Below are 24159 nucleotides of genomic sequence, written 5' to 3' on the forward strand. Positions count from 1 at the left end.
CTGCCTGCCGGCCGGGCGTGTTGCGCCCGGCCGTGGTGGCTACGGCCGCAGCCTGGACAGGTCGATGCCCATGCGGTTCGCCCACGCACGGCTGCGCATCAGCACCACGTCGAAGAGCTCGGGGTGCGTCTGCTTGACCTCGTCCGGGTTGAGGGCCAGGGCAAGGAGCTCAGCCATCCGCTGGCGGATGTGCATCCGGAGGTTCGCCTCGTCAAGGCACTTGCGGCCCAGACCGATGGAGTTGGTCAGCAGCTCGATGCGGTGGTACCAGTTCGCCGGCAGGTAGAGAACGTCCCCCGGCTTCAGCACACACTGCATCAGCTCCGTCCCGGGTGCCTCGCAGAGCTTCGCCCAGTCCCCGTCGGTGTCGGCGAGGAGCTCTGCGTTGGGCCCCATGACGTACCAGAGCTTGTCACCGACGATCTGCGCGTGCATCACGTCGACCATGTACGAGTCCTGGTGGAGCCGGGTGATGCCGCCCTTCTGGCCCAGCCACAGCTGGTGGTTGGTCGACGCGGCCTCTCCGTACAGGTTCCGGCGGAAGTCGTACTGGGCGATGTCCAGTTCGGGCATGTCGGCGGCCAGCTCGGGAGCGGTGGTCTGGTAGTACCACTCCTGGAGGTAGATCGGTGTCGCGCCGTCGCCCTCGTTGTCCTTCAGCATCTGCACGAACTCGGCGAGGGTCGCCTCACGGGCCGCCTTGCTGTTGTAGCTGTCCACGATCACACGGACCGAGCCACAGCGCTCGGCGAGGTGGTCGAAGGACCAGTTGTGCACCGAGGGCCAGTCGGCGGCGAAGCCCTCCAGCACCACGGGTCGCATCCGGCGCCGGTACTCGCGCTCGAACTCCTCGAGAGTCAGCCCGCTGCGCCGCTCCATCTGCGGGGCGGACGTCACCGCCTCGGAGAGCGGACCGGTGTGGAAGGCGCGCTCGACCGCCGCGAGGCTGTCCAGATCGTGCCGCCGCAGAATATTGGGCTCGACGTGCATGAATTCCTCCCCTTGGTATTAACGGATCCCCGCGGCCACGACATCGCGAAGGGCCTCCAGCACTTCGCCCTTCGGTGCTTGCTGATCGGGCAGCCACCGGTGGATGAAGTGGTCGCAGTCGAGCCAGATCACACGTTGTGACCTGGCCTTCCGGGCGTTGGCCAGATAGCCGTCGATCGTCGGCGCGGGCACCACCTGGTCGTTCTTCGCACCGATGATCAGCAGATCTCCGTCGAACTCCCGAAGGCCGGCGAAGGCCGGCGAGTCGGCGTGGTTGCCGGGCCGGGGAATGCCTTCACCGAACGTGAGATCGGCGGCATGCTCCGGATAGGCCGCGGGACAGAACAGCACCAGGGCCCGCGGCCTCAACTGCGGCACGGTCCAGCCGGCGAGATGAGCACCCATGCTGGTGCCCATGACGACGGGACGCTGTTCCCCGCCCAGCAGGGCGGCTGCCGCCAAGGACTCGTCCCTGCGCCGACGCAGGGTCGCCTTGTCCATCTCACCCGTGCTGTCGCCGTTGCCCGAGAACTCGAAGGTCAACGACGAGTGCCCGTGGTCGACCAGGTCGTCCAGCAGATAGCGGACACCGTGCCGGGTCGCGGTCGGACCCAGGCCGTGCAGATGGACGACGGCGGGTGCCGAGCCATCGGACGCGTAGACCTTGGTGGCGGCCAGCCGGTGCTCGGCGACATCGAAGAACACGTCCTCGATGCGTGGGGCCACGTCACTGCCCCCTGTCATGGTCACGGACATGGTCAGACCCCCGTCTCTGCGGTGACTGCGGCGAACCGCTCCTTGCGAAGCGCGGGCCACTCGTCGCGCAGGATGCTGTAGTAGACGACATCGCGCCGGCGTCCGCCGGGCATGTAGTTGAAGCTGCGGAGCACGCCCTCCTCGTGGGCTCCCAGGGCGGCCAGGCCCGCCCGGGCGACGGTGTTCAGCACATCCGTCTTGAATTCCACCCGCTCGCACTCGAGGACGTCGAAGGCGTGGTCGAGAAGGGCGAGCTTCGCAGCCCTGTTGACCCCGGTGCCGCGCATGTCGGTGGCCACCCAGGACCAGCCGATCTCCAGTCGGCGGTCCGCCTGGGCCAGGTTGCCGTAGGCACTGCTGCCGACGATGCGTCCGCTCCGCCGGTCGATGATGGCGAACACATTGCGCACGCCGCTGAGCGTGTCCTTGATCGCGCTCTCGAGGAAGTGGTCGAGGTCGGCCGGCTTCTCGATGCGCGTCACGAAGTACCGCCAGATGTCCTCGTCGTAGACGATGCGCTCGAATCCGGCACGGTCCGTGACACGGACACGACGCAGCTCGACCCGTTCGTTGGTCAGGACCACGTCCGACAGATTGTCCCAGCTCACTTTGTGCTCCTTTGCGTTCTTGCTGCTTCGGTGCGGGATGCCGCGACGACGACCAGCGGTCCGTCGGCGGCCGGACCCGTCGCGGAACCGGCGGGTTCCCGGTACATGTCGGACAGTTCCCGCTCGAAGCGTTCGTGGATGGCCTGGCGCTTGGGTTTGAACTGGCCTGTCAGCAGGCCGTTCTCGATCGAGAAGCGTTCAGGCGCGATCACCAGGGCATGGACGTGTTGCTCGGTCAGCAGCCCCTCGTTGAGGGCGGCCACGTGGCGGCTCAACGAGGCGCGGTCCGGATCGGGAGACGTCGGCGAGATGATGGCCGACAGGAACTCCCTGCCGTTGCCGAACAGCACACAGTCGTGGACGTCGGCATGCCCGCGCAGCATCTCCTCGATCAGCGGCGCCAGCACGTTGTAGCCACTGGCGAGGGTGAGGATGTCGTCCACGCGCCCGTGGATGTAGAGGAATCCGTCCTCGTCGAGATGACCGACGTCGTGCGTCCTCACCTCGCCGGTGGGAAGGAACATCCGCTCGCTGGCACCCGGGGCGCACCATGTGTAGCGGTGGTTGACCGGATGACGGCTTCCGACGATCAGAATGCCGTCCTTGTCGAACCGGACCGTCTTGTTCGGAAGGACCTTTCCCACGCTGCCCAGCCGGGAGGCACCGGGGTGGTTCTTCGCCACGATGCAGGTCTCGTTCAGCCCGTAGCCCTGATAGAGCGGCACCCCGGCCTCGTTGAAGAACTCCAGCAGAGAGCGCCCGGCCGGGGCCGAGCCGGTCCACAGGTATCGGATCCGGCCACCGAACTCCTCCTGGATGAGATGTCGTCGCTTTTCCGCCTCCGGGGGCAGGTCCGTGGCCTCGAGGCGGGCCCGGACCTCCTCGTAGAACCCTGGTACCCCCATGACGACCGTGGGTGCCGTCCGGCGTGCCGTGTCGAGGGCGTCGTCGATCCGGGCGAGCGTGACGTCGTGTCCGTGGACCAGCGCGGAGTAGATCCAGTAGCGCTGCTGGAGGAGGTGGTTCCCGAGGAAGACCAGGAGATTGTCGCCGTCGCCATGGGAGAACATCCTCTGCACCTCGTGCAGGGAACTGTTCACGCCGGCCACGGTGGCTTCGAGTCCCTTGGGGACACCGGTGCTGCCGGAGGTGAACTTGACGGCCAGGATGTCCGCCGGGTCGTACCCCTCGTGGAACGCGGGGGACGGCTCCCCCGGACGGTCCGCTGCCCATGCCGTGACCGACTCGATGTCACGCACCGCGCCGTCGCTCCACACCCCCTGGGTGAAGAGCAGGGTCAGACCGTAGTCCCGAACGATCTCCTCCGGATCGAAGCGGCCGTATTCGAATCCGGCGGTGACGGCACCCAGCTTGATCACGGCGAGGTCCAGCACGACCCACTCGAGGCTGTTGGGGGCGAGGACACCGACCCGGTCCTTCGCCCGCACGCCGAGGTCGTGCAGGTGCCGTGCCACGCTCAGCGCCCGTGCATCGAGCTCGGCCAGGGTGAGCGAGTGCACTTCGTCACCGCTGCGGTAGTACAGATGGTGCCGGGTGTCGGTACACGTCCCGATGGCCAGCATGTTGACAACATCGGTTACGGGCATGCCGTCGGCGTCCTCCCCGGCCGTCAGGTCAGGCATCGGCCGCCTCCTTCGTGTCCGAGCGGAAGAAGACCGCATCGGCGAGGCCGACCTTGGTTCCTGCGGGCAGCAGGTCCACCGTGTCCGGCCAGACGGGCGGCTCTGACATTCCGAGTGCCGTCGCGAGCCGCTCCGCGAACCGGGGCATGACCGGGGTCGCGCACCGGGCCAGCAGTCTGGCCGCCGCGAGTTCCAGTGCGACCGCGGTCCGCGTTTCGTCCTTCCAGAGTTCGATGCCGGCCACGGCGTACTCGCGCTCGGTGAACCGGATGACGTCCCCGACGATGCCGTCCAGTTCCTCCGCCGCACGGTTGAGGGAGAAGCCGTCCTGGCCGAGACTCCGGGTGATGCCCGTCAGCCTGACGGTGAGCCGGTCGAGGAACGCAGTGCTCTCGGGCGTCCACACCCCGGCGTCGGGGGCCTGTCCGTCGTACCACGCGTCGACCCGCGCACCGAGGTCGTTCAGCCAGCGCTGCCAGGTGCCGACCAGGGTGTCCTTGAGCACCTCGTCGTAGACGGCAGGAGCGAAGTTCGTCCGGCGGCCCTCCGGCCGGGTTCGGGAAAGGAAGAACCGCACCGCGTCCACGCTGTCGGCGTGCAGGATGTCCTTGCCCCACACGGCGTGCCTGCGGCTGGTGGAGAACTTCTTGTTCTCCAGCAGGTAGAACTCGTTGACGTGGTAGTCGATGTCGGGTTCCCAGCCGGGGAAAGCCAGTTTGTAGAGCACCGGGTAGAGCAGCGAGTGGTAGAAGCTGTTGTCATATCCGAAGAAGTGCACGATCTTCCAGTCCTGCTGCGGTGCGCCGGCCCGCCAGTCCCGGTCCATGCCCCGGCCCAGTGCCTCGATCCCGTGCAGGAATCCGTAGGCCATCTCCGGCCATACCCAGATGACCTGTCCGTCCGTGCCGGGCTCCGCGGGCGACACGCCCCAGTCGGAGGTGTGGGTCAGCGGCACATCGACCCGGGGGCGGGAGAACACGCGGTGGGCGAGCTCCCGCAGCCTCGCAGGAACGCGGCCCAGGTTGTGGTGCACGGCGACGTCCTCGCGGAAGTCGTGGAGCGGCAGGCAGTAGCGGTCGAGTTCACCGCGACGCGGCGGCTCTCCCGAGCGCCGGGTCCGCGGGTCGTTGAGGTCCACGCAGACGTTCGGCTCGCCGCACTCCTCGCAGATGTTGCCGTTGGTCGGCTCTGCGCAGCCCGGGCAGCCGCCCGAGACGGCCACCTCGTAGAGGTATTCGCCCGTCTCCGCGTCGAAGAGCGCGGGCGTGCTGTCCAGACCCACGGACGGGGAGTCCACCACGCGGGAGAAGAAGGACCTCAGCCCGTCCGGATAGCTCGCGTCGGCGTTGGTGACGGTGTACTGGTCGGGTCGGATGTCCATCAACTCGAGCGTGGCGGCGATCTCGGCCGAGAAGTGGGCAGCGGTCTCGCCCGGCTCCTGACCGTCACGGCAGGCCCGGTCGGCGACGTAGCTCTGATAGTCGTCGCTACCGGTGAGGTGCCATGCCTCCACACCGTTCATGCGCTGGAAGCGCACGAACGCGTCGGCCCCGAGGTAGGGGCCGGACAGGTGGCCGAGGTGCAGGTCGCCGTTGGGTGTGGGCGGGGTGGAGAAGACGAACACCGGCCGGTTCCCGAATCGCCGGCGGTCCGCGGCCCCGGCGCCGGCCGCCAGGACCGCACGCGCCGGATCACGCCAGTACAGGTCGAAGAACACCAGGTCCTCCGTGCCCGTGTTCTCGATGACATGGGTTTCGAACGGCTCGAACATGGCGACCGTACCGGGACCTGCGGGGATACGCTCGCCGTCCACGACGAGGTTGCCCGTGCCCTGGACGACGACGAAGACCTCGATCTCGTCGTGCTGGTGCGCGTCGCTCCGACCGCCGGGGACGACGCGGCCCCAACCGGCTCCCGGGCCGAACCCGCTGATCGAGCTCATGTCGATACCGAAGGCTGCTGACAGCTCGTCGGGGCTGAAGTGACTTGTCCTCACGCTGCGTTCCTTTGTCCCGAGGAGATGTGCAGGAGTTCTGCGGTCTCGGCGGCGATCGCCGGGGCGAGCCGGTAGCCGGATCCGTTGGCGGCGCCCGCGAAGACGAGGCGCCCGTGGTCGTCCAGTGGCCGTACGAGCGGTTCGCGCGTGGGACTGTAGGCGTCGCAGAAGACACGGCCCGACGTGGCGTGTTCTGCCAGTCCGGGCGCGTATGCGTTCAGACATGCGAGCGCTTCCGTCAGGTTGGTCCCCGACAGCCCCTCGGTCAGTCCGTCGGGCTCCACGTCCCATTCCTGGCAGGTGTAACTGAAGAGCCAGTGGCCGCGACGGTGCAACGGCAGCAGGAACGCATCCTCGTCCTCGAAGACGATCGCTCCGTCGTGTGCCTCGGGCACCTGGTCGATGTGCAGGGCGACGACCTTCTTCACCCGCGCACCGAGCGGGTGCACCAACGACCGCCACGCCGGATCCTCGAGCCACGGTCCGGGCGCCAGCACGACCTTGGAGGCGCTCAGTGTCGCGCCGGTGGACAGCCTCAGTGTCACCTGCGACGCACCGGGCTCGATCGCGACGACTCTCGTTCCTTCCTGGAACCGGACCCGGTCGCGCAGCCCACCTGTCAGCGCCTCCGTCAGGGCGCCGACCTCGGCGTGCTGGCAGCCCCGGCCGGTCCACACTCCCGTGCCCGGCGGCACCACGACCCTGTTCCCGGGCACCTGTGCGGTCGGCGCCAGTCCGGCACCGCCGAGGTACGTGTGCTCGAGGCCGGCGGGGTCGGCGGAGAGGACGTGCATGCCCAGGGGGTGGATGGGCAGCGTCGGATCGCTGCTCTTCAACTGCTCGTATGCACGCTGGCTGAAGGCCGCCATGTCACGCACACGCTCGGTCGCCCCGCGCGGGAAGTGCAGTCCGGCCGATCGCCTGCTGGCACCGGATCCCACGATGTCCCGGTCGAGGACCGCGACACGGCACTGCGGTGCGCGAGCGACGACCTCGCGGGCGACGAGGCAGCCTATGATGCCGCCGCCCACCACGGCGATGTCCACGTTCGTCATCCGCGTGCTCCCTGCATCATGTCGGGCGCTCCGTGCTTGAGCGACCACTCGATGAAGGACTCCAGTTGTTCGTCGCTGCGCAGCCCGCGGATGCGGTCGGCAATGCGCCGGCTCCGCCAGGCGATGAGGCTGAGATTCCGGTCCGCCGGGCCGCGCTGACGCTGGGCTGCGTTGTGCACGAAGATGTTGCGGTCGGCCGGGCCGTCCCACTGCACCGCAAAGGTGTCGTCGATCCTGTACTCGTCACCCTCCCGCTCAAGGCGGTGGGCGATCGGCTCGAGGCAGCTCATCGCCGCCGGACGGAAGCCGGTGGCCCAGATGATGACGTCGGCCTCCACATTCGGAACCGCACCGGGATGGTCACTGTTGCTGACGCCCACGGACCAGCCGCCGGCAGCGCCCCGGGCGACCTCCGTGACGTCGCTGTTCGGGTACAGCGCGACGAGATCCCGGTTCCCCTCGACGAACCGGTGCACGTAGACACGCTGGTACACCTCCCGCAGCGTCGCCTCCGAAATTCCGTCACTCGTCAGCACGAGCTCGGAGTTGAGCTGCTCCCGGGTCGCCCTGTCCAGCCCGGCGAAGTAGTCCGAATAGCCGGGCATGTAGAAGTCGTTGGTGAACGGTGAATCGTCGATCGGGAAGTAGTTGCGACGACGCGTGATCCAGGAGACCCGCCTCGGCCTGTCTCCCTGCGGCCGGGAGATGAGGTCCAGGAACGCCTCCGCGCCCGACTGGCCACCGCCCACCACACACACGCGCTTGTCACCGAGGTTCCGCGCCTTGTCCACGACGTCGCTGACGTGGAACTGATCGTCGCCGAGCAGGCCGGTGGCGACGGGCGGCACCCATGGCGACGTGCCGATACCGATCGAGACATTGTCGGCGGTCAGCGTTCGGCGGTCCGTCTCGACGACAAAGGTCCCGTCGAAATCGACGGAGCGCACTTTCTCACCGAAGACGACATTCTCGTTCTGCTCACTTGCCCACTGCAGGTAGTTGCGGAACTCCTGGCGGGGCATGGCATCGAACTGGGCGTTGATGAAGTGGTAAATCCGGCCGCTGGCGTGCAGATAGGACAGGAAGGAGAACTTGTTCGTGGGTTCCGCGAGACTCACGAGGTCCTTGATCATCGACACTTGGAGTGTCGTGGCGGGCAACTGCTGCCCGTCATGCCACGTGAACGATTCCTTCTGGTCGAGGAAGAGATTCGGCACCCCTGAGTCGCCGTGGAGCAGAGAAGCAAGGCTCAGATTCGCCGGCCCCACGCCCACACCGACACAACCGTAGTGTCGGACGTCATTCTTACTGCGCATGCTCTTGTACCCCCTGAGGACATGAACTTGCTGGGCTGTAAAGGAGTGACTTCGGGAACGCTCCGCACACGGACCGGCTCAATATGCGCGTCCGTGATGCCGGGGCATCGGTCGCCGCCGGACGACCGATGAAACAATGGAGAACGTGCGTCGCTAGGAGCGGGCGTCCAGTTCCACGGCGCTCGGCTCGCTCGGTCTGGGGTCGATGAGCTGTGGTCGCCGCGCCGCCGCCGACACCACCGGCCGGACCACGAGGCCCGCTGCGAGGAAGACCGCAGCAAGTACCGCCCAGCCCGCCGTGCCGTTGCCGATGACGCCCACGGTCATCAGGACGGGGCCGATCGCCACCTGGGCGCTGGACCCGAGGTGGAAGGTGGAGAGGTACTCCACTCGCGATCGCATGGGTGCCAACCCGAAGGACAGGCTCCACTGCCCGGCCGACTGGAGAAGTTCACCGAAAGTGAGCAGAAGGATGCCCATCAGCAGCGTGACCACCACACCCACCGCGGAGTCGAGATACGCGGCTGCGGCGAAGCACACGCAGCACAGGGCGAGCGCGACGCTGGCTCGGCGCATCGCCGTAACCCCTTCGGTCACCTTCTCCGTACCTCGTGCCACACGGACCTGGAACAGGACGGCCAACAGGGTGTTGACCACGAGGAAGACGGCCACCAGCGAGTCCGGCGCACTCGTATGGGTGGTGATCCACAACGGGACTCCCACGCTGAGCAGCGCCATATGGAGCAACAGCAGTGCGTTGACCCCGGCGGCCGCCGCGTACCACCCGTCGCGCAGCGCAGGGAACCTGGTCGAGGAGGTGCCCTTGGCATTGCGCTGCCGGTCAACGGGCCGGAGCCGCAGAAAGGCCAGCAGCGTTGCGGAGAGAACGAACGAGACGGCGTCACCGATCATGATGGTGAGGAACGAGGACCGCGTTCCCACCTGGATGGCAAGAGCGGCGAGCAGCGCACCGCCCGCATAGCCGACGTTGTAGACGACGCGAAGCTTCGCCGCCATCTGACTGCGGTGCTCTTCGTCGACCACCTGCTCGACCAGCGCCTGGCTCATGGGCCGGGCCGACTGCTCGGCGACCCCCAGCAGACCGGCGACGACGAGAAAGGAGAGGAAGCTGTCCACAAAGACGTAGGCGGCGAAACCCACCGCACAGCACAGGTGGAGCAGCAGGAGCACGAGACGGGGGCTCCATCTGTCGGCCAGCCGGCCGAAGGGAATGGGCCCCAGAATCCCCAGCACGCCGGCAACGGAAAGCCCTAACCCCACCTGCGCGGCACTGAGACCGACGATCTTGGTGAAGAAAAGTGCTGATCCAGCCAGATAGAGTCCGGTTCCCATCGCATCGATGAGCCCCACCAATAACAGCCCGGCAGCACTGCGATTCGCTGCCGTCCCCCGTAAGACATTCCCGATCACGCGGCTACCGCCGAACGTGCCCGGTCGAGCCTGACGCGCAGGCGATTTCGAGCGCTAAGCAGTCTTCCATCACTGTGAACTGTCCCCCCGTCGAGCCGACCCCAGGCCCCAGAAGACAGAGACCGGATCGACTCCCGAACTTACTGCGTCCTTACATCCCCTGTGACCCCGGAAAACAGGCTGCCCGCCGCTCCGAAGATCATATCGACTCTAGCGTCACCGACCGACACCCACAACCTAATTGAGCGCCACCCCAGTGACGATTCAACAATCAACGGGCAAACGCGAGCATCCACGCGTCACGCAACCGATCCACCCGCACAAATACGCCCGCTCACACTTCCGACATCACCAACGGATCCCGCCCCACCACGGAAACCCGTCAGACCCGCCCGACCACCATGAAACCGCACCCCGCCACCAAAACTCCACCAACACTCCACCAAAATCTGCCGGCGCAGGCACAAGCATCCCCGACGCCACCCCACACCCGCAGCACGCCACCAACAGCCCCACAGCGCACCGCCCTCAGCGTCACCGGCGGTCACTTCCGGCCGGCACGGAACGGACTCGGATGCCGTCACGCCATGCCTCCGGCGCCAGCGGACGCCGTCGGCGGGCGCTGCGCGACGTACGACGACCATGTCCGAGGACGCGGTCGTCCGTGTCGCCAGGGTCCGTCTGCCGACGAGGACCCGAGCGCATCACCGCAACGGCGCGCCGCCCGTGCCCGAACGGGCACCCCTGCAGCACGGTGCCGGCGTCAGCCTGCCCGGCGGGCCTCCGGACTCCTGGCCTGGCCCGGCGGGACCGGTCGGCAGCCTTCGCGGACGGGGGACATCACGCCGGGCCGTTCCCCCGGTCGTGGGCTGTCCGCGACCGGACTTCGCGGCGGGCCGCCAGGATGATGAGTGCGCCGGAGACGACGCCCGCGAAGTACGGGGACGGCACGAGCAGGACGCCGCCGACGAGACACCACGCCGCGAGGCCCCAGCCGATCCCGGCGGGCACGGCCACGCCGCGTCCGGCGAGGTGCCATGTCAGGCAGCCGAGGAGAATCAGGGGCACGGCAAAGCTTCCCGGACCGGCCCAGAAGGCGACCTGATTCTGAAGGTCCACCGTTTGATCGGCACCCCGGTCCGCCAACGCGAGCGGGACGGCTGCCCACACCCCCCGATCCGCCCAGCCGGTGATGTCCTCCCAGGCGAAGAGCGTCAACAACAAGAGATGCCCCGCCCCCAGCACGAGCATGATCCCGCTCGCCCAACGCAGCAGTCGCTTACCGGCGTTCATCGTCGACCCCCGGTCCCCGCGCAGCAGATCGTCGTGGTCGCACCAGGCTCGTTCCCGCTGCCGGGCCAGGGCCGGGCGGACGACGAACCGCCGGAAGGGCGCGATGGAGCCATGTCCTCGACCCCGAAGTCGGAGGAGAGTTCATGGATGCCCCACGAATGCTCTGTGCAGGTGGACTTCGCGAGTCGCGCCACGCTTGGACCTCTCGTTCTGTACGCAGCCGTATACCTTATCTGTACGGTACCGTATACCTTCACGACCCGACACCCCTGAGAACAGGTGAGCAGGTGCCTCCGATCGCTCGCACCCCACGAAGCCGCTGGATCGAAGCGGGACTCGACGCCCTCGCCCGGGGCGGTCCGGACGCTGTCCGGGTAGAGGCGTTGGCCGCCGAGATCGGGGTGACGAAGGGCGGCTTCTACGGGTACTTCGACGGTCGCCCCGCGTTGCTCGCCGAGATGCTCGACGAGTGGGAACGTCGTTGCACCAACGACATCCTCGAGCAGGTCGAGTCCGAAGGCGGGGACCCGGCCGAAAGGGTCCGGCGCGCAGGCCAACTGACGTTCTCGGACGACCTGCACCGGATCGATCTCGCGGTCCGTGAGTGGGCTCGTCATGACCCGTCGGTCGCGACGCGGCTGCGGCGGATCGACAACGCCCGGATGGAATTCCTTCGTGCCATGTTCGGCGGCTTCATCACGGACCCCGACGAAGTCGAGGCACGAAGCACTCTGACCTTCGCGCTCGCGATCGGCCGCCACTTCATCGCCGCAGACCACCCCGGGCGCACCACACGCGAGGCCATCCACCTGGCGGGCGAACTTCTCCTGCGACCCCAACCGTGAGCACGCGAGGCCGACGACCAGGCTGCCGGCTCGATCGGCGAGGCCACGTCGGAACCTCGGTCGGCGGCGAGCCCCTCCCGCCCCCGGCCCGGTGCGTGCACCACCCCGCCCTCGGCCACCCGGAGGTACTGCGAACCGTATCCGGCTCCGGGGCGGCCACCACCCCCGGGCTCCCGGTCATCGACCGGCGCTGTCCCCGACTGCCCGTATCTGCGCGGCCTCCTCGTGTGCCCGGGCCGCGGCCACGGGCTCTCCGGCCAAGGCGCATGCCTTGGCCAGGGTGTCGAGGCCGACGGCCAGCCAGGTCCGGGAGCCGATCTGCCGGAACAGCCTGACGGAGGCTTCGGCGCGTCGACGGGCCGGCGCCGGGCGGCCGGCTGCGAGTTGCGCCTCCGCAAGTGCGTACAGCGTCGCCGCCTCGCCCCACAGGTTGCCGAACTCGCGGTAGGTCCAAAGGCTCCGTGCCAGCAGTCGGCGCCCCTCTCCAGCCGCCCCCTGTCGCACCAGGACGTCCCCGAGCCAGCAGGTGGCGTGTGTGGCGGCGAGCCGGTCGCCGAGCTCGTCACTGATCGATGCTGCTCGCCGGAAGCAGTCGGCGGCGGCCGAGTAGGCACCGAGCTCGCGATGGCTCTGGCCCAGGCATCGCAGTGCCTGAGCCTCGCCGGGCCGGTAGCACGCCGCTCGGCTCGACTCCAGGCACTCCGTGAACCGGCGCACCGCCGCCTCCACACGCCCCTGCTCGAGATCGATGACACCGATCCCGTTGGCCGAGTAGACCAGGCAGTTGACGTTTCCGGCCGATCGGGCCAGCTCGGCGGCATCTTCGAAATGGCGCACAGCCGAGGAGTACTGACCGAGCAGTCGATGGACGTACCCGAGTCCGGCCATGGCACTGGCCCGGTAGGCAGGGCCCTGCCCCTCGGCGAGCAACAGGGCCTGCTCGAAGTGGTCCAGGGCCTCCGGATACCGGTCGAGAACAGTGGTGAGTTCACCGAGGCAGCGATGGACCTTGGCAGCGCTGCACCTGTCCCCGACGTGCAGGGCCGCCTTCAGTGCCCGGTCCTGGAGCCGTTCCCAGTCGTCGAAGTGGCTGCCGACCTGGAAGAGTGTCGTCAGCGCGGTGGCCAGCCCTGCTGCCGGCGCGACATCTGCTCTGTCGAGTGCTCGGTCCGCCACGTCGATGAGGAACTGACGCTCGTCGTTGAACCAGGCCAACGGGTCCGCAAGGAGCTGGCCCGTGTCCGCCGGGGAGAGCTGCCAGGATGCCAGGTCGGTCTGTGAGATGCCCTGGAAGTCGACACTGAGCGTCTCTGCGGCCTGGTCGGCGAGATGCAGGCTCGCACCGAGCAGCCGGGACAGTGCGGCACTGCGAGCCTTCGGCGAGATCTCCTGTTCCGCCCGCTCCCGTCCCAGGACCCGCACCAGGTCGTGCAGCCGGTAACGGAACCCGGTGACGCCCACCGACCCGATCTCCACCAGATGGACCTCGACCAGGTCGTCGAGCACGGCTTCCGCCCGGGACAGACCTGCGTCCAGCAACGCGGCCAGTGCCCAGGAAGCGAAGCCCTGTCCGGGCAACAGGGCGAGCAGGCGCAGGGCGTGCTGCGCCACGGGGGCCATGCCACGGTAGGTCAGCTCGAGGCTGGCCCGTACGGCGATGTGGCCGACGGCCAGCTCGTCCAGCTTGCGCTGTTCGTCGGCCAGCGCACGGGCGACCTTGGCCAGCGGCCAGTGCGGTCGTGCGGCCAGTCGCGCTCCGGCAACCCACACCGCAAGGGGAAGGCCCTCGCAGGTCTCCACGATGGACCGGGCCGAGTCGGGCTCCGCGGCGATCCGCTCCGGACCCAGCATCTCTCGCAACAGGGCGAACCCTGCTGCGGTGTCCAGAACTCCCAGGGGAAGACGGCGACCGCTCAGGTCCGCCAGTGTGGTGCGGCTGGTGACGACGGCGGCGCAGCGCCCGCCGCTGGGCAGCAGGTCGGTCACCTGCATCGCATCGGCGGCATTGTCCAGGACGATGAGCGTCTGCCGCTGGGCCAGCAAGGAGCGGTAGAGATGGACGCGGCTGGTCAGGTCCGGGGGCACCGCCCCGCCCCGTACACCGAGCGCGCGCAGAAACGCGCCCAGGACGGCGAACGGCTGGGCCGGCTCGTCACCGAAACCGCTCAGATCCGCATAGAGCTGCCCGTCCGGGAACCGGGAGGCGAGCAGATGTCCGGTACGCACGGCAAAGGCCGTCTTGCCGACGCCGGCCGGTCCGGTGATCAACAGGGTTTCCGGCCCGGCGTTCTCCTGGCCGAGGAGCCGAAGGGCTTCGGCCGTCTCGTCCGCCCTGCCGACGATCAGGGGCAGGTCGGCGGGAAGCAGACAGGGGACGAGCTGCCGTCCGTTCGCCCCGTCCTGGTCCGCGTGACCGCTGCGGCTGGTGGAGTTCGGCAGGTCCGAAGCCGCCGGGGCGGTGTCCGCAACTGATGCCGCGTCGTGCGGGAGGCATGCTCCGGAACCTGTTGCGGAGCGCGGGGCCTGCATGGCGAGCTCCGGATCGGCGGCGAGGATCTGTTGGTGGAGCCGCTGCAGCGCAGGGCCCGGGTCGGTGCCGAGCTCCTCCGCCAATCGCACCCGGAGCCGCTGGTAGTGGGTCAGGGCACCGGCGGCGCGGCCGCTGCGGTACATCGCCAGCATGAGCTGACCGGCCAATCGCTCGTCCAGTGGCTGCTGCCCGGCACGGGAAGCCATCCCGGCCAGCAGCTCCAGGTGGCGGCCCTGGCGCAACTGGACGTCGAAGTGATCCAGTTCAGCTCCGAGGCGTTCTTGGTGGAGCGTCTCGCACAGCGTGTTGACCCACGGCGTGTCCAGACCGGCGAGTGCGTCCCCGCGCCACAACCGCAAGGCCCGGTCATACAGTGTGGCGGCATCGTCGTCATCGGCCGAGCGGGCCTGCTCCACCAGCGTCCGGAACCGGTGCAGGTCCACGGCGATCGGGTCGACGGTGAGTACATAGCCACCGGGCCGGTGATCGACGCGTACGTTGTCCCGGGCGACGGCCAGCGCCTTGCGGAGCCGGGACAGGCAGCTGTAGAGCGTGCCGCGGGCCCGCTGGGGCGGATGCTCCCCCCACGCCCGCTCGACGAGCTGATCGGCCGTCACCTCGCGGTTGGCGTCCACCAGCAGCACCGCCAGTACGCAACGCTGACGGGAGTGGCCCAGATCGACCGGACGAGTCCCGACGCGTGCTTCGACGCTCCCCAGTAAGCCGAATTCCATGTTCACTCGGCCACCCCCTCCGGCAAGAACGCTAGCTCTCCGACAACCGGCTCTACCAGCAGATTCAAGGCAATTCGAAGGATTGTGGAAGGTCGGCCGCGCATCGTGGTTGCAGCGCCTGGCCCGTGAGGTCCGGCGAGTGTTCCGACCGGATGCGTCACCGGGGAGCGGGGGCGACGGAGGCAGGGATGTCCCGTCGCACTCCCCGCTGGTGCGAGCTTTCGGTCATGTCCGTTGAGGAGAGAGGAGTTGATGGTGCGAGTCAAGCGCAGCATGAAGCTCGCGATCGCGGCTGGTGCCCTTGTCGTCGGCACGGCCACCCCAGCGCCGGCCGCCGTCGTCCAGGTCGCAGCGGGTGGCCATCGCCCGGCTCATCGTCAAGCAGCCCGCCCTCGTGCTGGCCGACGAGCCCACCGGCGCCCTGGACCCGGCCAACACCGCCAGGGTGGTCGACATCCTCCGTGGGATGAGTGACACGGGATGTGCCGTCGTCATCGCGACTCACAACGACTACGTTCGCGATCGTTGCGAGGCCGTCCTCTCTCCGGGCGGGCCCGCTCCTGTGGTGGAACCCCAGCCGAAGCCGGTGTAGGGGCGGGAATGCCGACGAAGGTCCGTGCTGGTCCCGCTCCTTGGCCGGCGGCCGGCATCGGCTGCGGCCGTGGGCCGACGGCCAGATCGGCTTTCCCCGCCGGACCGCTGTCCTGCACGGGAGCCGTCCCCGGCTCCGGCGACGGCCGACGGGTACCGCGAGTCGCGCGCGGGCGCGATGTCCCGCTCATGGTTCGCGCCGTTCACCGTCGCCCACAGCGGATCGATGCGACCCAGCCGTGCGTCCTGCTCATCGGCCTGCGGGCGCCGCAGGAGGAGGCAGCAAGCGGCAGGCGAAGGTGAGGCCGGCATCGGCTCCGTCGCTGTGGACCTGGTGTTCCCACCCACCGGGGGTGGCTCCGCCTCCGCGGTGCGATCGTGGCTCCGTCCGTGGGAGCTGAACACTCAAGGGCCTCCCCCACCCTCGGACGTGTCCCCGGCAATCCGCAGGACAGGGCACCCCCGCCATCGACCTGCCGTCGACCTGCCGTCGACCTGCCGTCGACAACGATGCGTAGCACCACAGTCACGGTCGGAACATTCAGCAGCCTGGCGCAGTCCGGAGCCGCCCGGTTCCGGCCACGGCGACTTCCACGACCGTCGCGAGCCTCGAAACCATCGCCGGCGGCGCCGCCTTCAGGAGCCGGCTCCGCACCCCCGACCCGTCATCTCCGCCGCCAGCGCCACCTGCCCCTTCAAAGGGGGCCGCGGGAAAATCAGTTCATGTGCAGGTGCACCTCGGCTGCGGTGGCTGCCGGAAACCGTCCGGCAGGCGAGGCCCCGGACCGTTCCCGCGGCAGGTTGCCGACCGAGCGGCACCTGGTGGCGGACGGCAGAAGCCGCCCGGCACAAGCGGCGCACCATCGCGGAACGCGCGGCGGACAAGCCCGAGCGGCTCCGCTCGGTGGCCACCCGCTACGTCGAGCGCTGCCACGTCCGCCTCGGGACCGTCGCCACCCGGCGTCGGTGATCCGGCTCGGGGCACGGCGGTGGAGGCAGATCCCGGCCGGCCACCGCACCCGAGGGCTCAGTTGGTGTGGGCGATCTGGATGAGATTGCCACAGGTGTCGTCCAGCACCGCTGTCGTGACCGGTCCCATCTCGACCGGCTCCTGTGTGAACTGCACCCCCAGCTCGCGCAGGCGGGCGTACTCCGCGTGCACGTCGTCGACGGCGAAGGAGGTGAACGGGATGCCGTCCTTGACCAGCGCCTCCTTGTACGGCTTGACCGCAGGGTGGCTGTCCGGCTCCAGCACAAGCTCGGTGCCCTCGGGGTCCTCGGGCGAGACCACGGTCAGCCACCGGTACTCGCCGAGCGGGACTTCGGTCTTCTTCACGAACCCCAGCACCTCCGTGTAGAAGCGCAGGGCCTTGTCCTGGTCGTCGACACAGACGCTCGACAGGTGGATCCTCATGGTCCGGTCTCCGGTGCATCGGGCTTGAGCCACCGGGCAGCGATGCGCTCAAGCGGTTCGGTGGTGAGGTCGTGGAACTTGTAGCGGCCCTCGCGCCGAGTCCGGATCAGGCCCGCGGATTCCAGCACGGTGAGGTGCTGGCTGATCGCCTGGCGGGATGATCCCAGACCGTGCTTGGTCGCAAGCCGCGCGCAGATCTCGAAGAGGGTCTGACCGTTCCGCTCGGTCAGCTCGTCGAGGATCTTTCTGCGGGTCGGGTCGGCCAGGGCCTTGAAGACGTCGCCTTCCACACGCACACCATAGGCAAGCACCGGCTTGCCTATCAAGTCGGATGTCCCATGTGTCTGCGCCGGGCATGATCGCGGGGACAGTCCCGGGGCGCCCTGGCGAACACCGGCCCGTCGGTGGGGCCCCGGCCGCCGCCTCCTGGGCCTCGTCGCATGCGTGCGCGGCGGAGAGCATGATGGAGGGCATGGCCAAGCCGACAATCCTGACCGTCGACGACGATCCGGGCGTGTCTCGAGCCATCGCCCGCGATCTGCGGCGCCGGTACGGCGACCGGTACCGGGTGCTCCGCGCGCCTTCCGGCGCGGAGGCCCTGGAGGCTCTGCGGGAGGTCAAGCTGCGCGGCGAGCCGCTTGCCGTGATGATCGCCGACTACCGGATGCCGACGATGAACGGAGTGCAGTTCCTCGAGGCGGCCATGGACCTCTTCCCCCTGGCCAGGCGTGTGCTGCTGACTGCGTACGCCGACACGGGCGCGGCCATCGACGCCATCAACCTCGTCGACCTTGATCACTACCTGCTCAAGCCGTGGAGCCCGCCGGAGGAGAACCTCTACCCGGTCCTGGACGGGCTGCTGGAACTGTGGGCTTCCCAGCCTCATGAGGAAGCGGGCGAGACCCGCATCGTCGGCCACCGATGGTCGGCACCGTCCTTCGCGGTACGGGAGTTCCTCGCCCGCAACCTCGTCCCGTATCGCTGGCTCGCCGCGGACGAGCCCGAGGGCATGCGGTTGCTGGAAGCCGCCGGGCTCACCGCGTCCGACGTGCCACTGGTGATCACGGCCGACGGCAAGACCCTGCAGGCGCCGAGCGAGGCCGAACTGGCCGCGCACGTGGGACTGACCACCACTCCCGCCGCCGACTTCTACGACGTGGTCGTGATCGGTGCAGGCCCGGCCGGGCTCGGTGCCGCCGTCTATGCAGCCTCCGAGGGCCTGCGCACGGTACTGGTGGAACGCAGCGCGACGGGTGGGCAGGCCGGCCAGAGCAGCCGGATCGAGAACTATCTCGGGTTTCCCGACGGGGTGTCGGGGGCCCAGCTGGCGGACCGCGCCCGCCGACAGGCCATGCGCTTCGGCGCCGAGATCCTCACCGCACGTGAGGTGGTCTCCCTGGAGGCCGCGGGAGCAGGCCGTGTACTGCGGTTCAGCGACGACACGACGATCGGCGCCCATACGGTGGTGCTCGCCACCGGGGTTTCGTACCGGCGGCTGGACGGTCCGGGACTGGACGAGTTCACCGGAGCGGGCGTCTACTACGGCGCCGCTTCGTTCGAGGCTGCCAGTTGCCGGAATCAGGACGTGTACATCGTCGGTGGGGCGAACTCCGCGGGCCAGGCCGCGGTGTACTTCTCCCGCTACGCCGACCATGTCCATCTTCTGGTCCGGGGGGCCGGCCTGACCCAGTCCATGTCCCACTACCTGGTGCAACAGATCGAGGCCATTGCCAATGTCGCGATCCACCCGCACACGGAAGTCACGGGCAGCGAGGGCAGGAACCACCTTCAACGTCTGGTCCTGCGTGACAACAGGACAGACACCCTCACCACGGTCGACGCATCGCATCTGTTCGTCTTCATCGGGGCCGAACCGCCCACCCAATGGCTTGACGGCGTGATCGCCCGCGACGCCCGGGGATTCGTCCTGACCGGCCCCGACCTTCTGACCGGCGGCACCCGCCCTGCCGGGTGGCCGCTGTCCCGGGATCCGTACCACCTCGAAACCAGCGTGCCCGGTGTGTTCGCGGCCGGAGACGTCCGCGCCGATTCGGTCAAACGCGTCGCCTCCGCTGTCGGGGAGGGCGCGATGGCCATCTCCTTGGTACACCGATACCTGGAGGCGCAATGAACCCTCAGAGCGAGCCCCTCACGCTCGCGCCCGCCGACCTGCGCACATTGTTCCTCTTCGAGTCCCTGGACAGCACTCAGCTGGAATGGCTCGCCGAGCGCGGCCGGGTCGAGACCCGGCAGGCCGGGGCTCCCGTCTACTCCGAGGGTGAGCCGGCGACCTGCTTCTTCGTCCTCCTCGGCGGCACGGTGGCCGTTCTGCGCCGGCTCCACGGCGACGACATCGAAGTCAGCCGCACGGACCAGGTCGGCGTCTACGCCGGTGCGACGCAGGCCTACCTCGGAGACCGCGTGGACCAGGTCTACCCCAACACACTGATGGCCATCACCGACGCCGAGTTTTTCGTCGTGCCCGCGGACGAGTTCGCCCACGCCATCCGCAAGTGGTTCCCCATGGCCCTCCATCTGCTCGAAGGCCTCTTCTTCGGCACCCGCGCCAGCAACGCGATCCTCGGCGAACGCGAGCGCCTGGTCGCTCTCGGCTCCCTGGCCGCGGGTCTCACCCATGAGCTCAACAACCCCGCAGCGGCTGCCGTACGCGCCACCGACACCTTGCGGAGCCGGGTGACGGGCATGCGCCACAAGCTGGCGCTTCTCGCGGACGACCGCCTCGACGGCACGCGTTTGCACCAACTGGTTGCCATGCAGGACGCGGCCATCACACGCGCCAACGCCGACCGCACGCTCTCGGCCATCGAGGCTTCCGACGCCGAGGACGAAGTCGCCGACTGGCTCGAGGACCACGGCATCGGCCGGGGATGGGACCTCGCACCCACACTCGTTGCCGGCGGGCTCGACGCGCCATGGCTGTCCGAGGCCACAGCGGCGGTGGGTGAGGAGCACCGGGAAGCAGCGGTGCGCTGGCTCGCCTACGCCATCGACACCGAGCTGCTGATGGGAGAGATCGAGGACGCGGTCACCCGCATCTCGGGCCTGGTGGACGCCGCACGCCAGTACTCGCAGCTCGACCGTGCAGCCCAGCAGCCCGTCGATGTCCATGAACTCCTCGACGCCACACTGGTGATGCTGCAGGCGAAGATCCCGTCCGGCGTGAAGGTGGTCAAGCACTACGACCGCGGCCTGCCCCCGATCCCGGCGTACGGCGCCGAGCTCAACCAGGTGTGGACGAACCTCATCGACAATGCGCTCGGGGCGATGGACGGAGCCGGAACCCTCACCCTCGTGACCCGGCGCGACGTCGACCGCATCATTGTCGAGGTGCGCGACACCGGGCACGGCATCCCGCCCGAGATCCGCCCGCGGATCTTCGAGCCGTTCTTCACGACCAAGCAGGTCGGTGAGGGAACCGGCCTCGGGCTCGACATCTCCTACCGGATCGTCGTCAACAAGCACCGCGGTGACATCCGGGTGCAATCGCACCCCGGTGACACGAGGTTCGAAGTCTGTCTGCCCCTCAGCCCGCCGCCCCAGGAGCAGGACGCGCCCATCGGCTCCGACCACGACAACAACTCCCACCGGGTGCCCGGCTGAGACCGGACACCCGGCCCGACGAACGGGCCGCAGCCGTGAGGGGGTTCGTGGGCCGGTGCGATCCGCCCATGGTTGATGGACAAGCCGAGGGTCCGTACAGCACCCCGGACGCCCGGCCCGTCGAGGGAGGTCGACGGGCCGGGTCGAGGATGTTCCGTGGTGTGCAAGGCGAATCGGGCCTGCGGCTGTCCGCATCACTGCCGGCCCGCCCGCTGACAGCCGCCCCCGCCACCTCGGCCGGGCCGGCGCGGCGCCCTGCCGCCTCCTTTCGAGGCGGCCCCTGCATCGACGGCCGGCCGGCGTGCGGCGACGGGGGTCCTCGGGCCTGCTGAGGTCAGATGAGACCCTGGGCGTTCATCGCGTCGGCCACCCGCTCGAAGCCGGCGATGTTCGCTCCCACCACGTAGTTCCCCGGGGCGTCGTACCGTTCGGCGGTCTCGTAGGTGATGTCGTGGATGCGCCGCATGATGCCGGTCAGCCGTGCTTCGACGTCGGCGAAGCTCCAGCGGTCCCGTACGGCGTTCTGCTGCATCTCGAGCGCGCTGGTCGCCACCCCGCCCGCGTTCGCGGCCTTGCCCGGGCCGAACGGCACGCCGGCCTCGTGGAGGATGCGCACGGCCTCGGGTGTGGTGGGCATGTTCGCTCCCTCGGAGACGGCCTTCACCCCGTTGCGGACGAGCGTCAGCGCGGCGTCGGCGTCCAGTTCGTTCTGCGTCGCCGAGGGGAGGGCCACATCGGCCGGAACGTCCCATACCCGGCCGCCGTGGACGTACCGCGCCGAGGACCCGCGGCGCTCCGCATAGTCGCTGACACGCCCGCGTTCGACCTCCTTGATCTGCTTGAGGAGCCCGACGTCGATCCCCTTCTCGTCCACCACGAAGCCGCTGGAGTCCGATGCGGTCAGCACATGGGCGCCGAGTGCCTGTGCCTTCTCGATCGAGTAGATGGCCACATTGCCGGATCCGGACACGATCACCTGCCGGCCCTCCAGGTCTTCGCCCCGTCTCCTCAGCATCTCGGCGGCGAACAGGACGTTGCCGTAACCGGTCGCCTCGGCCCGGATCCGGGACCCTCCCCATCCGAGACCCTTGCCCGTCAGGACACCCGCCTCCCAGCGGTTGGTGATGCGCCGGTACTGGCCGAAGAGGTAGCCGATCTCGCGGCTGCCGACACCGATGTCCCCGGCCGGGACGTCGGTGTGCTCGCCGAGATGCCGGTGCAGTTCGGTCATGAACGACTGGCAGAACCGCATCACTTCGGCATCCGAGCGGCCGCGCGGGTCGAAGTCGCTGCCGCCCTTGCCGCCGCCGATCCCGAGCTCGGTCAGTGCGTTCTTGAAGATCTGCTCGAAGCCGAGGAACTTCACGATTCCCAGATTGACCGAGGGGTGGAACCGGAGCCCTCCCTTGTACGGCCCCAGCGCACTGTTGAACTCGACCCGGAATCCCCGGTTGACGTGCGTGGCACCGGAGTCGTCCTGCCAGGGGACACGGAAGATGATCTGCCGTTCCGGTTCCACGAGCCGCTCGAGCAGACCGGCCTCCAGATACTCCGGGCGGGCGATCAGCACCGGACCAAGTGATTCCAGCACCTCACCGAGCGCCTGCTGGAACTCGGGTTCGCCGGGATTGCGCCGCAGTACTTCCGCGTGGAGGGATTCCAGGGCGGACGGCATGCTGCGAGCCTGTGACGGTACGGAGAGCGACGGCATCGAGGTCTCGTTCCTCTTCTGGTCGAACGGCCGGGACATGAGGTACTGCTGCACACGGAGTACGGATGGGCCGTGGGTAAGGACTCAGGTGGCGAACGCGATCACCCACAGCCGGGTTACGGCACGACACCCCGCACACCGTTCGGAACAGCATGCAGGCGTCGGCAGCCGATCCCCGACGAATGCGCGCTCTGCAGGGCCCCGGCACAGTGCGTCCGGGGCGCCGATAGCACCCTGCCCCGGTGAACCCGGGCAGCCCGGTGCGGAGGTTCACAACCTCGCCATCAGGCGGTGAACCCGAGGGACAGTGCACCGATGACGGGTGACACAACACGGCGAGAAGTCTTCAGGCGTCCACCGCGGTGCACCGCGGTGCACCGCCGTCCACCGCCCGAGAGACAGCCCGCGCCGTTTCCGGCCACGCGGGGCGGACCAGGCTGAAAACTGGCCTGGTTCCACCGATGCGACAGATGATCGAATCGAAAACGTGATCGTGAACGCATCGTTGCCAGGAGCCCACGAGTGAGCCCGTCGGCGTACCTGGACCTGTACAGGGTGTTCGAGCCGGACATCGACGCGGAGATCTCTGCAGCTCTGGGCCGGCTCGGCCCTCCGTCGGGCGCGGTACGGACAGCGGTCGGGGAGCTCGTGCGGCGACGGGACTTCGAGTACCCCTTGGGTGGACTGCCCCTGCTGGTCCATGGCGCGGAGACGGGCGATCCCCGGCCCGCCGTACCGGTGGCCGCCGTGCACGAACTGTGGTGGGCAGCAGCGTGCCACCTCGACGACCTGGCCGACGGAGGAGGTGTGGCCGCGCCGGACAACCTCGGCCCCCACGAGGGGCTGCTCGCCTCCGTGGTGGGCGGGCAGCTGCTCCCGTTGCGCGTGGTCCAGTCACTGCCGCTCTCCTCCGACATACGCATGGCCCTCTCGGCCGAGGTGGTGCTGGCCGGCATCGACGCGGCCGAGGGGCAGTTGGTCGACATGCGGGGTCAGGCCGGCGGCGTGACACGACGGTCGGTGGTCGCCGTCTACCAGGGCAAGTCGGGCGCGCCGTTCGCCATGGTGACCGCGATGGCCGCGGCCCTGGCGGGAGTACCGTGCGAACGAGTCGACCGATGGCGAGAGTTCGGGCGCCTCTTCGGCATCCTGTGGCAGGTCTGCAACGACCAGGACGACATCCTGTCCGGCCGGCATGAGGACATGGTCAATGGCACCGTCACCTACCTGCTGGCGTGCGCCCTGGAGGAGTCCTCACCCGCGGAGGGCGAGCGTGTCCGCGGGCTGCACACCGCAGCGCGGGTTTCCGGTACGGCGCGAGCCGAGCTCGCGGAACTGCTCCTCTCCCCGCGGGTTGTGCGCAGGTTTCGTCAGGGTGTCGAGACCTGCCGCAACGAGGCGCACCGCCTGCTGGACGGTCTGGGCGGTGACGACGCCTCCGTGTCGATGCTGCGGGACCTGGTCGACCTGTCGTCGCGGATTCTCCTCGACGACGGCGGGAACTGTCCCCGTTAGCGCCGCGAAAGAGCCCCTGAAGTCCCTGCTTGTCGGCACCGGGGTGAGTGTGCTGCGCACGGTCGACGACCGGAACCTCTGCATGGGCCGGGTCTGCGCAGTGCCCTCAC

18 protein-coding genes are annotated in these 24159 nt (G+C 68.7%); 5 read left to right on the plus strand and 13 right to left on the minus strand.

Translation table 11 applies throughout. The features are described 5' to 3' along the window. Positions 1–39: 39 nt before the first annotated feature. The 9 genes from AC068D_RS29290 to AC068D_RS29330 form a co-directional block, all read right to left on the minus strand. The gene (locus AC068D_RS29290; RefSeq protein WP_478826098.1) at positions 40–990 is read right to left on the minus strand and encodes a cupin-like domain-containing protein; all 951 of its coding nucleotides are present in this window, start codon (positions 988–990) and stop codon (positions 40–42) included. A gap of 18 nt (positions 991–1008) precedes the next feature. Next, a complete protein-coding gene (locus AC068D_RS29295) occupies positions 1009–1734 on the minus strand; it encodes an alpha/beta hydrolase (RefSeq protein ID WP_478826133.1) in 726 nt (241 codons plus the stop codon). Between the two features lie 14 nt (positions 1735–1748). Beyond that, the gene (locus AC068D_RS29300; protein WP_478826099.1) at positions 1749–2354 is read right to left on the minus strand and encodes a GNAT family N-acetyltransferase; all 606 of its coding nucleotides are present in this window, start codon (positions 2352–2354) and stop codon (positions 1749–1751) included. Next, a complete protein-coding gene (locus tag AC068D_RS29305) occupies positions 2351–3997 on the minus strand; it encodes an AMP-binding protein (RefSeq protein ID WP_478826100.1) in 1647 nt (548 codons plus the stop codon). The genes AC068D_RS29300 and AC068D_RS29305 overlap by 4 nt, the downstream gene beginning before the upstream one ends. After that, positions 3990–5993 (minus strand): class I tRNA ligase family protein, encoded by a 2004-nt coding sequence (locus AC068D_RS29310; protein WP_478826101.1) that lies wholly within the window; start codon positions 5991–5993, stop codon positions 3990–3992. The genes AC068D_RS29305 and AC068D_RS29310 overlap by 8 nt, the downstream gene beginning before the upstream one ends. Continuing rightward, on the minus strand, positions 5990–7048 hold the full coding sequence (locus AC068D_RS29315) for an NAD(P)/FAD-dependent oxidoreductase (RefSeq protein ID WP_478826102.1): 1059 nt from the start codon (positions 7046–7048) through the stop codon (positions 5990–5992). Before AC068D_RS29315 ends, AC068D_RS29310 begins: the two co-directional genes overlap by 4 nt. After that, positions 7045–8364 (minus strand): lysine N(6)-hydroxylase/L-ornithine N(5)-oxygenase family protein, encoded by a 1320-nt coding sequence (locus AC068D_RS29320; RefSeq protein WP_478826103.1) that lies wholly within the window; start codon positions 8362–8364, stop codon positions 7045–7047. The genes AC068D_RS29315 and AC068D_RS29320 overlap by 4 nt, the downstream gene beginning before the upstream one ends. A gap of 153 nt (positions 8365–8517) precedes the next feature. Beyond that, complete coding sequence (locus AC068D_RS29325; RefSeq protein WP_478826104.1) at positions 8518–9795, minus strand: MFS transporter; 1278 nt, start codon at positions 9793–9795, stop codon at positions 8518–8520. An 840-nt stretch (positions 9796–10635) separates the two neighbouring features. Further along, positions 10636–11088, minus strand: a complete 453-nt coding sequence (locus tag AC068D_RS29330) for a DUF6463 family protein (RefSeq protein WP_478826105.1) — start codon at positions 11086–11088, stop codon at positions 10636–10638. A gap of 287 nt (positions 11089–11375) precedes the next feature. On the opposite strand from AC068D_RS29330, the gene AC068D_RS29335 reads away from it, so the two are divergent. Continuing rightward, complete coding sequence (locus AC068D_RS29335; RefSeq protein WP_478826106.1) at positions 11376–11933, plus strand: TetR/AcrR family transcriptional regulator; 558 nt, start codon at positions 11376–11378, stop codon at positions 11931–11933. 177 nt (positions 11934–12110) lie between these two features. Here the strand turns inward: AC068D_RS29335 and AC068D_RS29340 are convergent, their stop codons facing one another. After that, positions 12111–15197 carry an AfsR/SARP family transcriptional regulator gene (locus tag AC068D_RS29340; protein ID WP_478826107.1) on the minus strand — a complete coding sequence of 1029 codons (3087 nt, stop codon included), beginning with the start codon at positions 15195–15197 and terminating at the stop codon, positions 12111–12113. A gap of 355 nt (positions 15198–15552) precedes the next feature. On the opposite strand from AC068D_RS29340, the gene AC068D_RS29345 reads away from it, so the two are divergent. Beyond that, positions 15553–15789 carry a hypothetical protein gene (locus AC068D_RS29345; protein WP_478826108.1) on the plus strand — a complete coding sequence of 79 codons (237 nt, stop codon included), beginning with the start codon at positions 15553–15555 and terminating at the stop codon, positions 15787–15789. A 1026-nt stretch (positions 15790–16815) separates the two neighbouring features. Here the strand turns inward: AC068D_RS29345 and AC068D_RS29350 are convergent. Continuing rightward, positions 16816–17202: a VOC family protein gene (locus tag AC068D_RS29350; RefSeq protein ID WP_478826109.1), complete on the minus strand. Its 387-nt coding sequence runs from the start codon at positions 17200–17202 to the stop codon at positions 16816–16818. Next, positions 17199–17492, minus strand: coding sequence for an ArsR/SmtB family transcription factor (locus AC068D_RS29355; protein ID WP_478826110.1), 294 nt, complete (start codon positions 17490–17492; stop codon positions 17199–17201). Before AC068D_RS29355 ends, AC068D_RS29350 begins: the two co-directional genes overlap by 4 nt. 182 nt (positions 17493–17674) lie before the next feature. Here AC068D_RS29355 and AC068D_RS29360 point away from each other — a divergent pair, with 182 nt between their 5' ends. Together AC068D_RS29360 and AC068D_RS29365 are read left to right on the plus strand one after the other, a co-directional pair. Beyond that, a complete protein-coding gene (locus AC068D_RS29360; RefSeq protein ID WP_478826111.1) occupies positions 17675–19333 on the plus strand; it encodes an NAD(P)/FAD-dependent oxidoreductase in 1659 nt (552 codons plus the stop codon). Then, on the plus strand, positions 19330–20823 hold the full coding sequence (locus AC068D_RS29365; protein WP_478826112.1) for an ATP-binding protein: 1494 nt from the start codon (positions 19330–19332) through the stop codon (positions 20821–20823). The genes AC068D_RS29360 and AC068D_RS29365 overlap by 4 nt, the downstream gene beginning before the upstream one ends. A 334-nt stretch (positions 20824–21157) precedes the next feature. On the opposite strand, the gene gdhA is transcribed toward AC068D_RS29365, so the two are convergent. Further along, a complete protein-coding gene (gene gdhA, locus AC068D_RS29370) occupies positions 21158–22498 on the minus strand; it encodes an NADP-specific glutamate dehydrogenase (protein ID WP_478826134.1) in 1341 nt (446 codons plus the stop codon). Between the two features lie 558 nt (positions 22499–23056). Here gdhA and AC068D_RS29375 point away from each other — a divergent pair. Next, positions 23057–24049 carry a polyprenyl synthetase family protein gene (locus tag AC068D_RS29375; RefSeq protein WP_478826113.1) on the plus strand — a complete coding sequence of 331 codons (993 nt, stop codon included), beginning with the start codon at positions 23057–23059 and terminating at the stop codon, positions 24047–24049. The last annotated feature ends 110 nt before the right edge of the window (positions 24050–24159 follow it).

It is taken from the genome of Streptomyces sp. NPDC043861 (genome assembly GCF_056435905.1).

Excerpts from the sequence above, each read along its gene's own strand:
- AC068D_RS29320 (WP_478826103.1), bottom strand. The coding sequence starts at position 8,364 with ATGCGCAGTAAGAATGACGTCCGACACTACGGTTGTGTCGGTGTGGGC.
- gdhA (WP_478826134.1), bottom strand. The coding sequence starts at position 22,498 with ATGCCGTCCGCCCTGGAATCCCTCCACGCGGAAGTACTGCGGCGCAAT.
- AC068D_RS29305 (WP_478826100.1), bottom strand. The coding sequence starts at position 3,997 with ATGCCTGACCTGACGGCCGGGGAGGACGCCGACGGCATGCCCGTAACC.
- AC068D_RS29360 (WP_478826111.1), top strand. The coding sequence starts at position 17,675 with ATGGCCAAGCCGACAATCCTGACCGTCGACGACGATCCGGGCGTGTCT.
- AC068D_RS29315 (WP_478826102.1), bottom strand. The coding sequence starts at position 7,048 with ATGACGAACGTGGACATCGCCGTGGTGGGCGGCGGCATCATAGGCTGC.
- AC068D_RS29350 (WP_478826109.1), bottom strand. The coding sequence starts at position 17,202 with ATGAGGATCCACCTGTCGAGCGTCTGTGTCGACGACCAGGACAAGGCC.
- AC068D_RS29295 (WP_478826133.1), bottom strand. The coding sequence starts at position 1,734 with ATGACAGGGGGCAGTGACGTGGCCCCACGCATCGAGGACGTGTTCTTC.
- AC068D_RS29340 (WP_478826107.1), bottom strand. The coding sequence starts at position 15,197 with ATGGAATTCGGCTTACTGGGGAGCGTCGAAGCACGCGTCGGGACTCGT.
- AC068D_RS29330 (WP_478826105.1), bottom strand. The coding sequence starts at position 11,088 with ATGAACGCCGGTAAGCGACTGCTGCGTTGGGCGAGCGGGATCATGCTC.
- AC068D_RS29365 (WP_478826112.1), top strand. The coding sequence starts at position 19,330 with ATGAACCCTCAGAGCGAGCCCCTCACGCTCGCGCCCGCCGACCTGCGC.
- AC068D_RS29290 (WP_478826098.1), bottom strand. The coding sequence starts at position 990 with ATGCACGTCGAGCCCAATATTCTGCGGCGGCACGATCTGGACAGCCTC.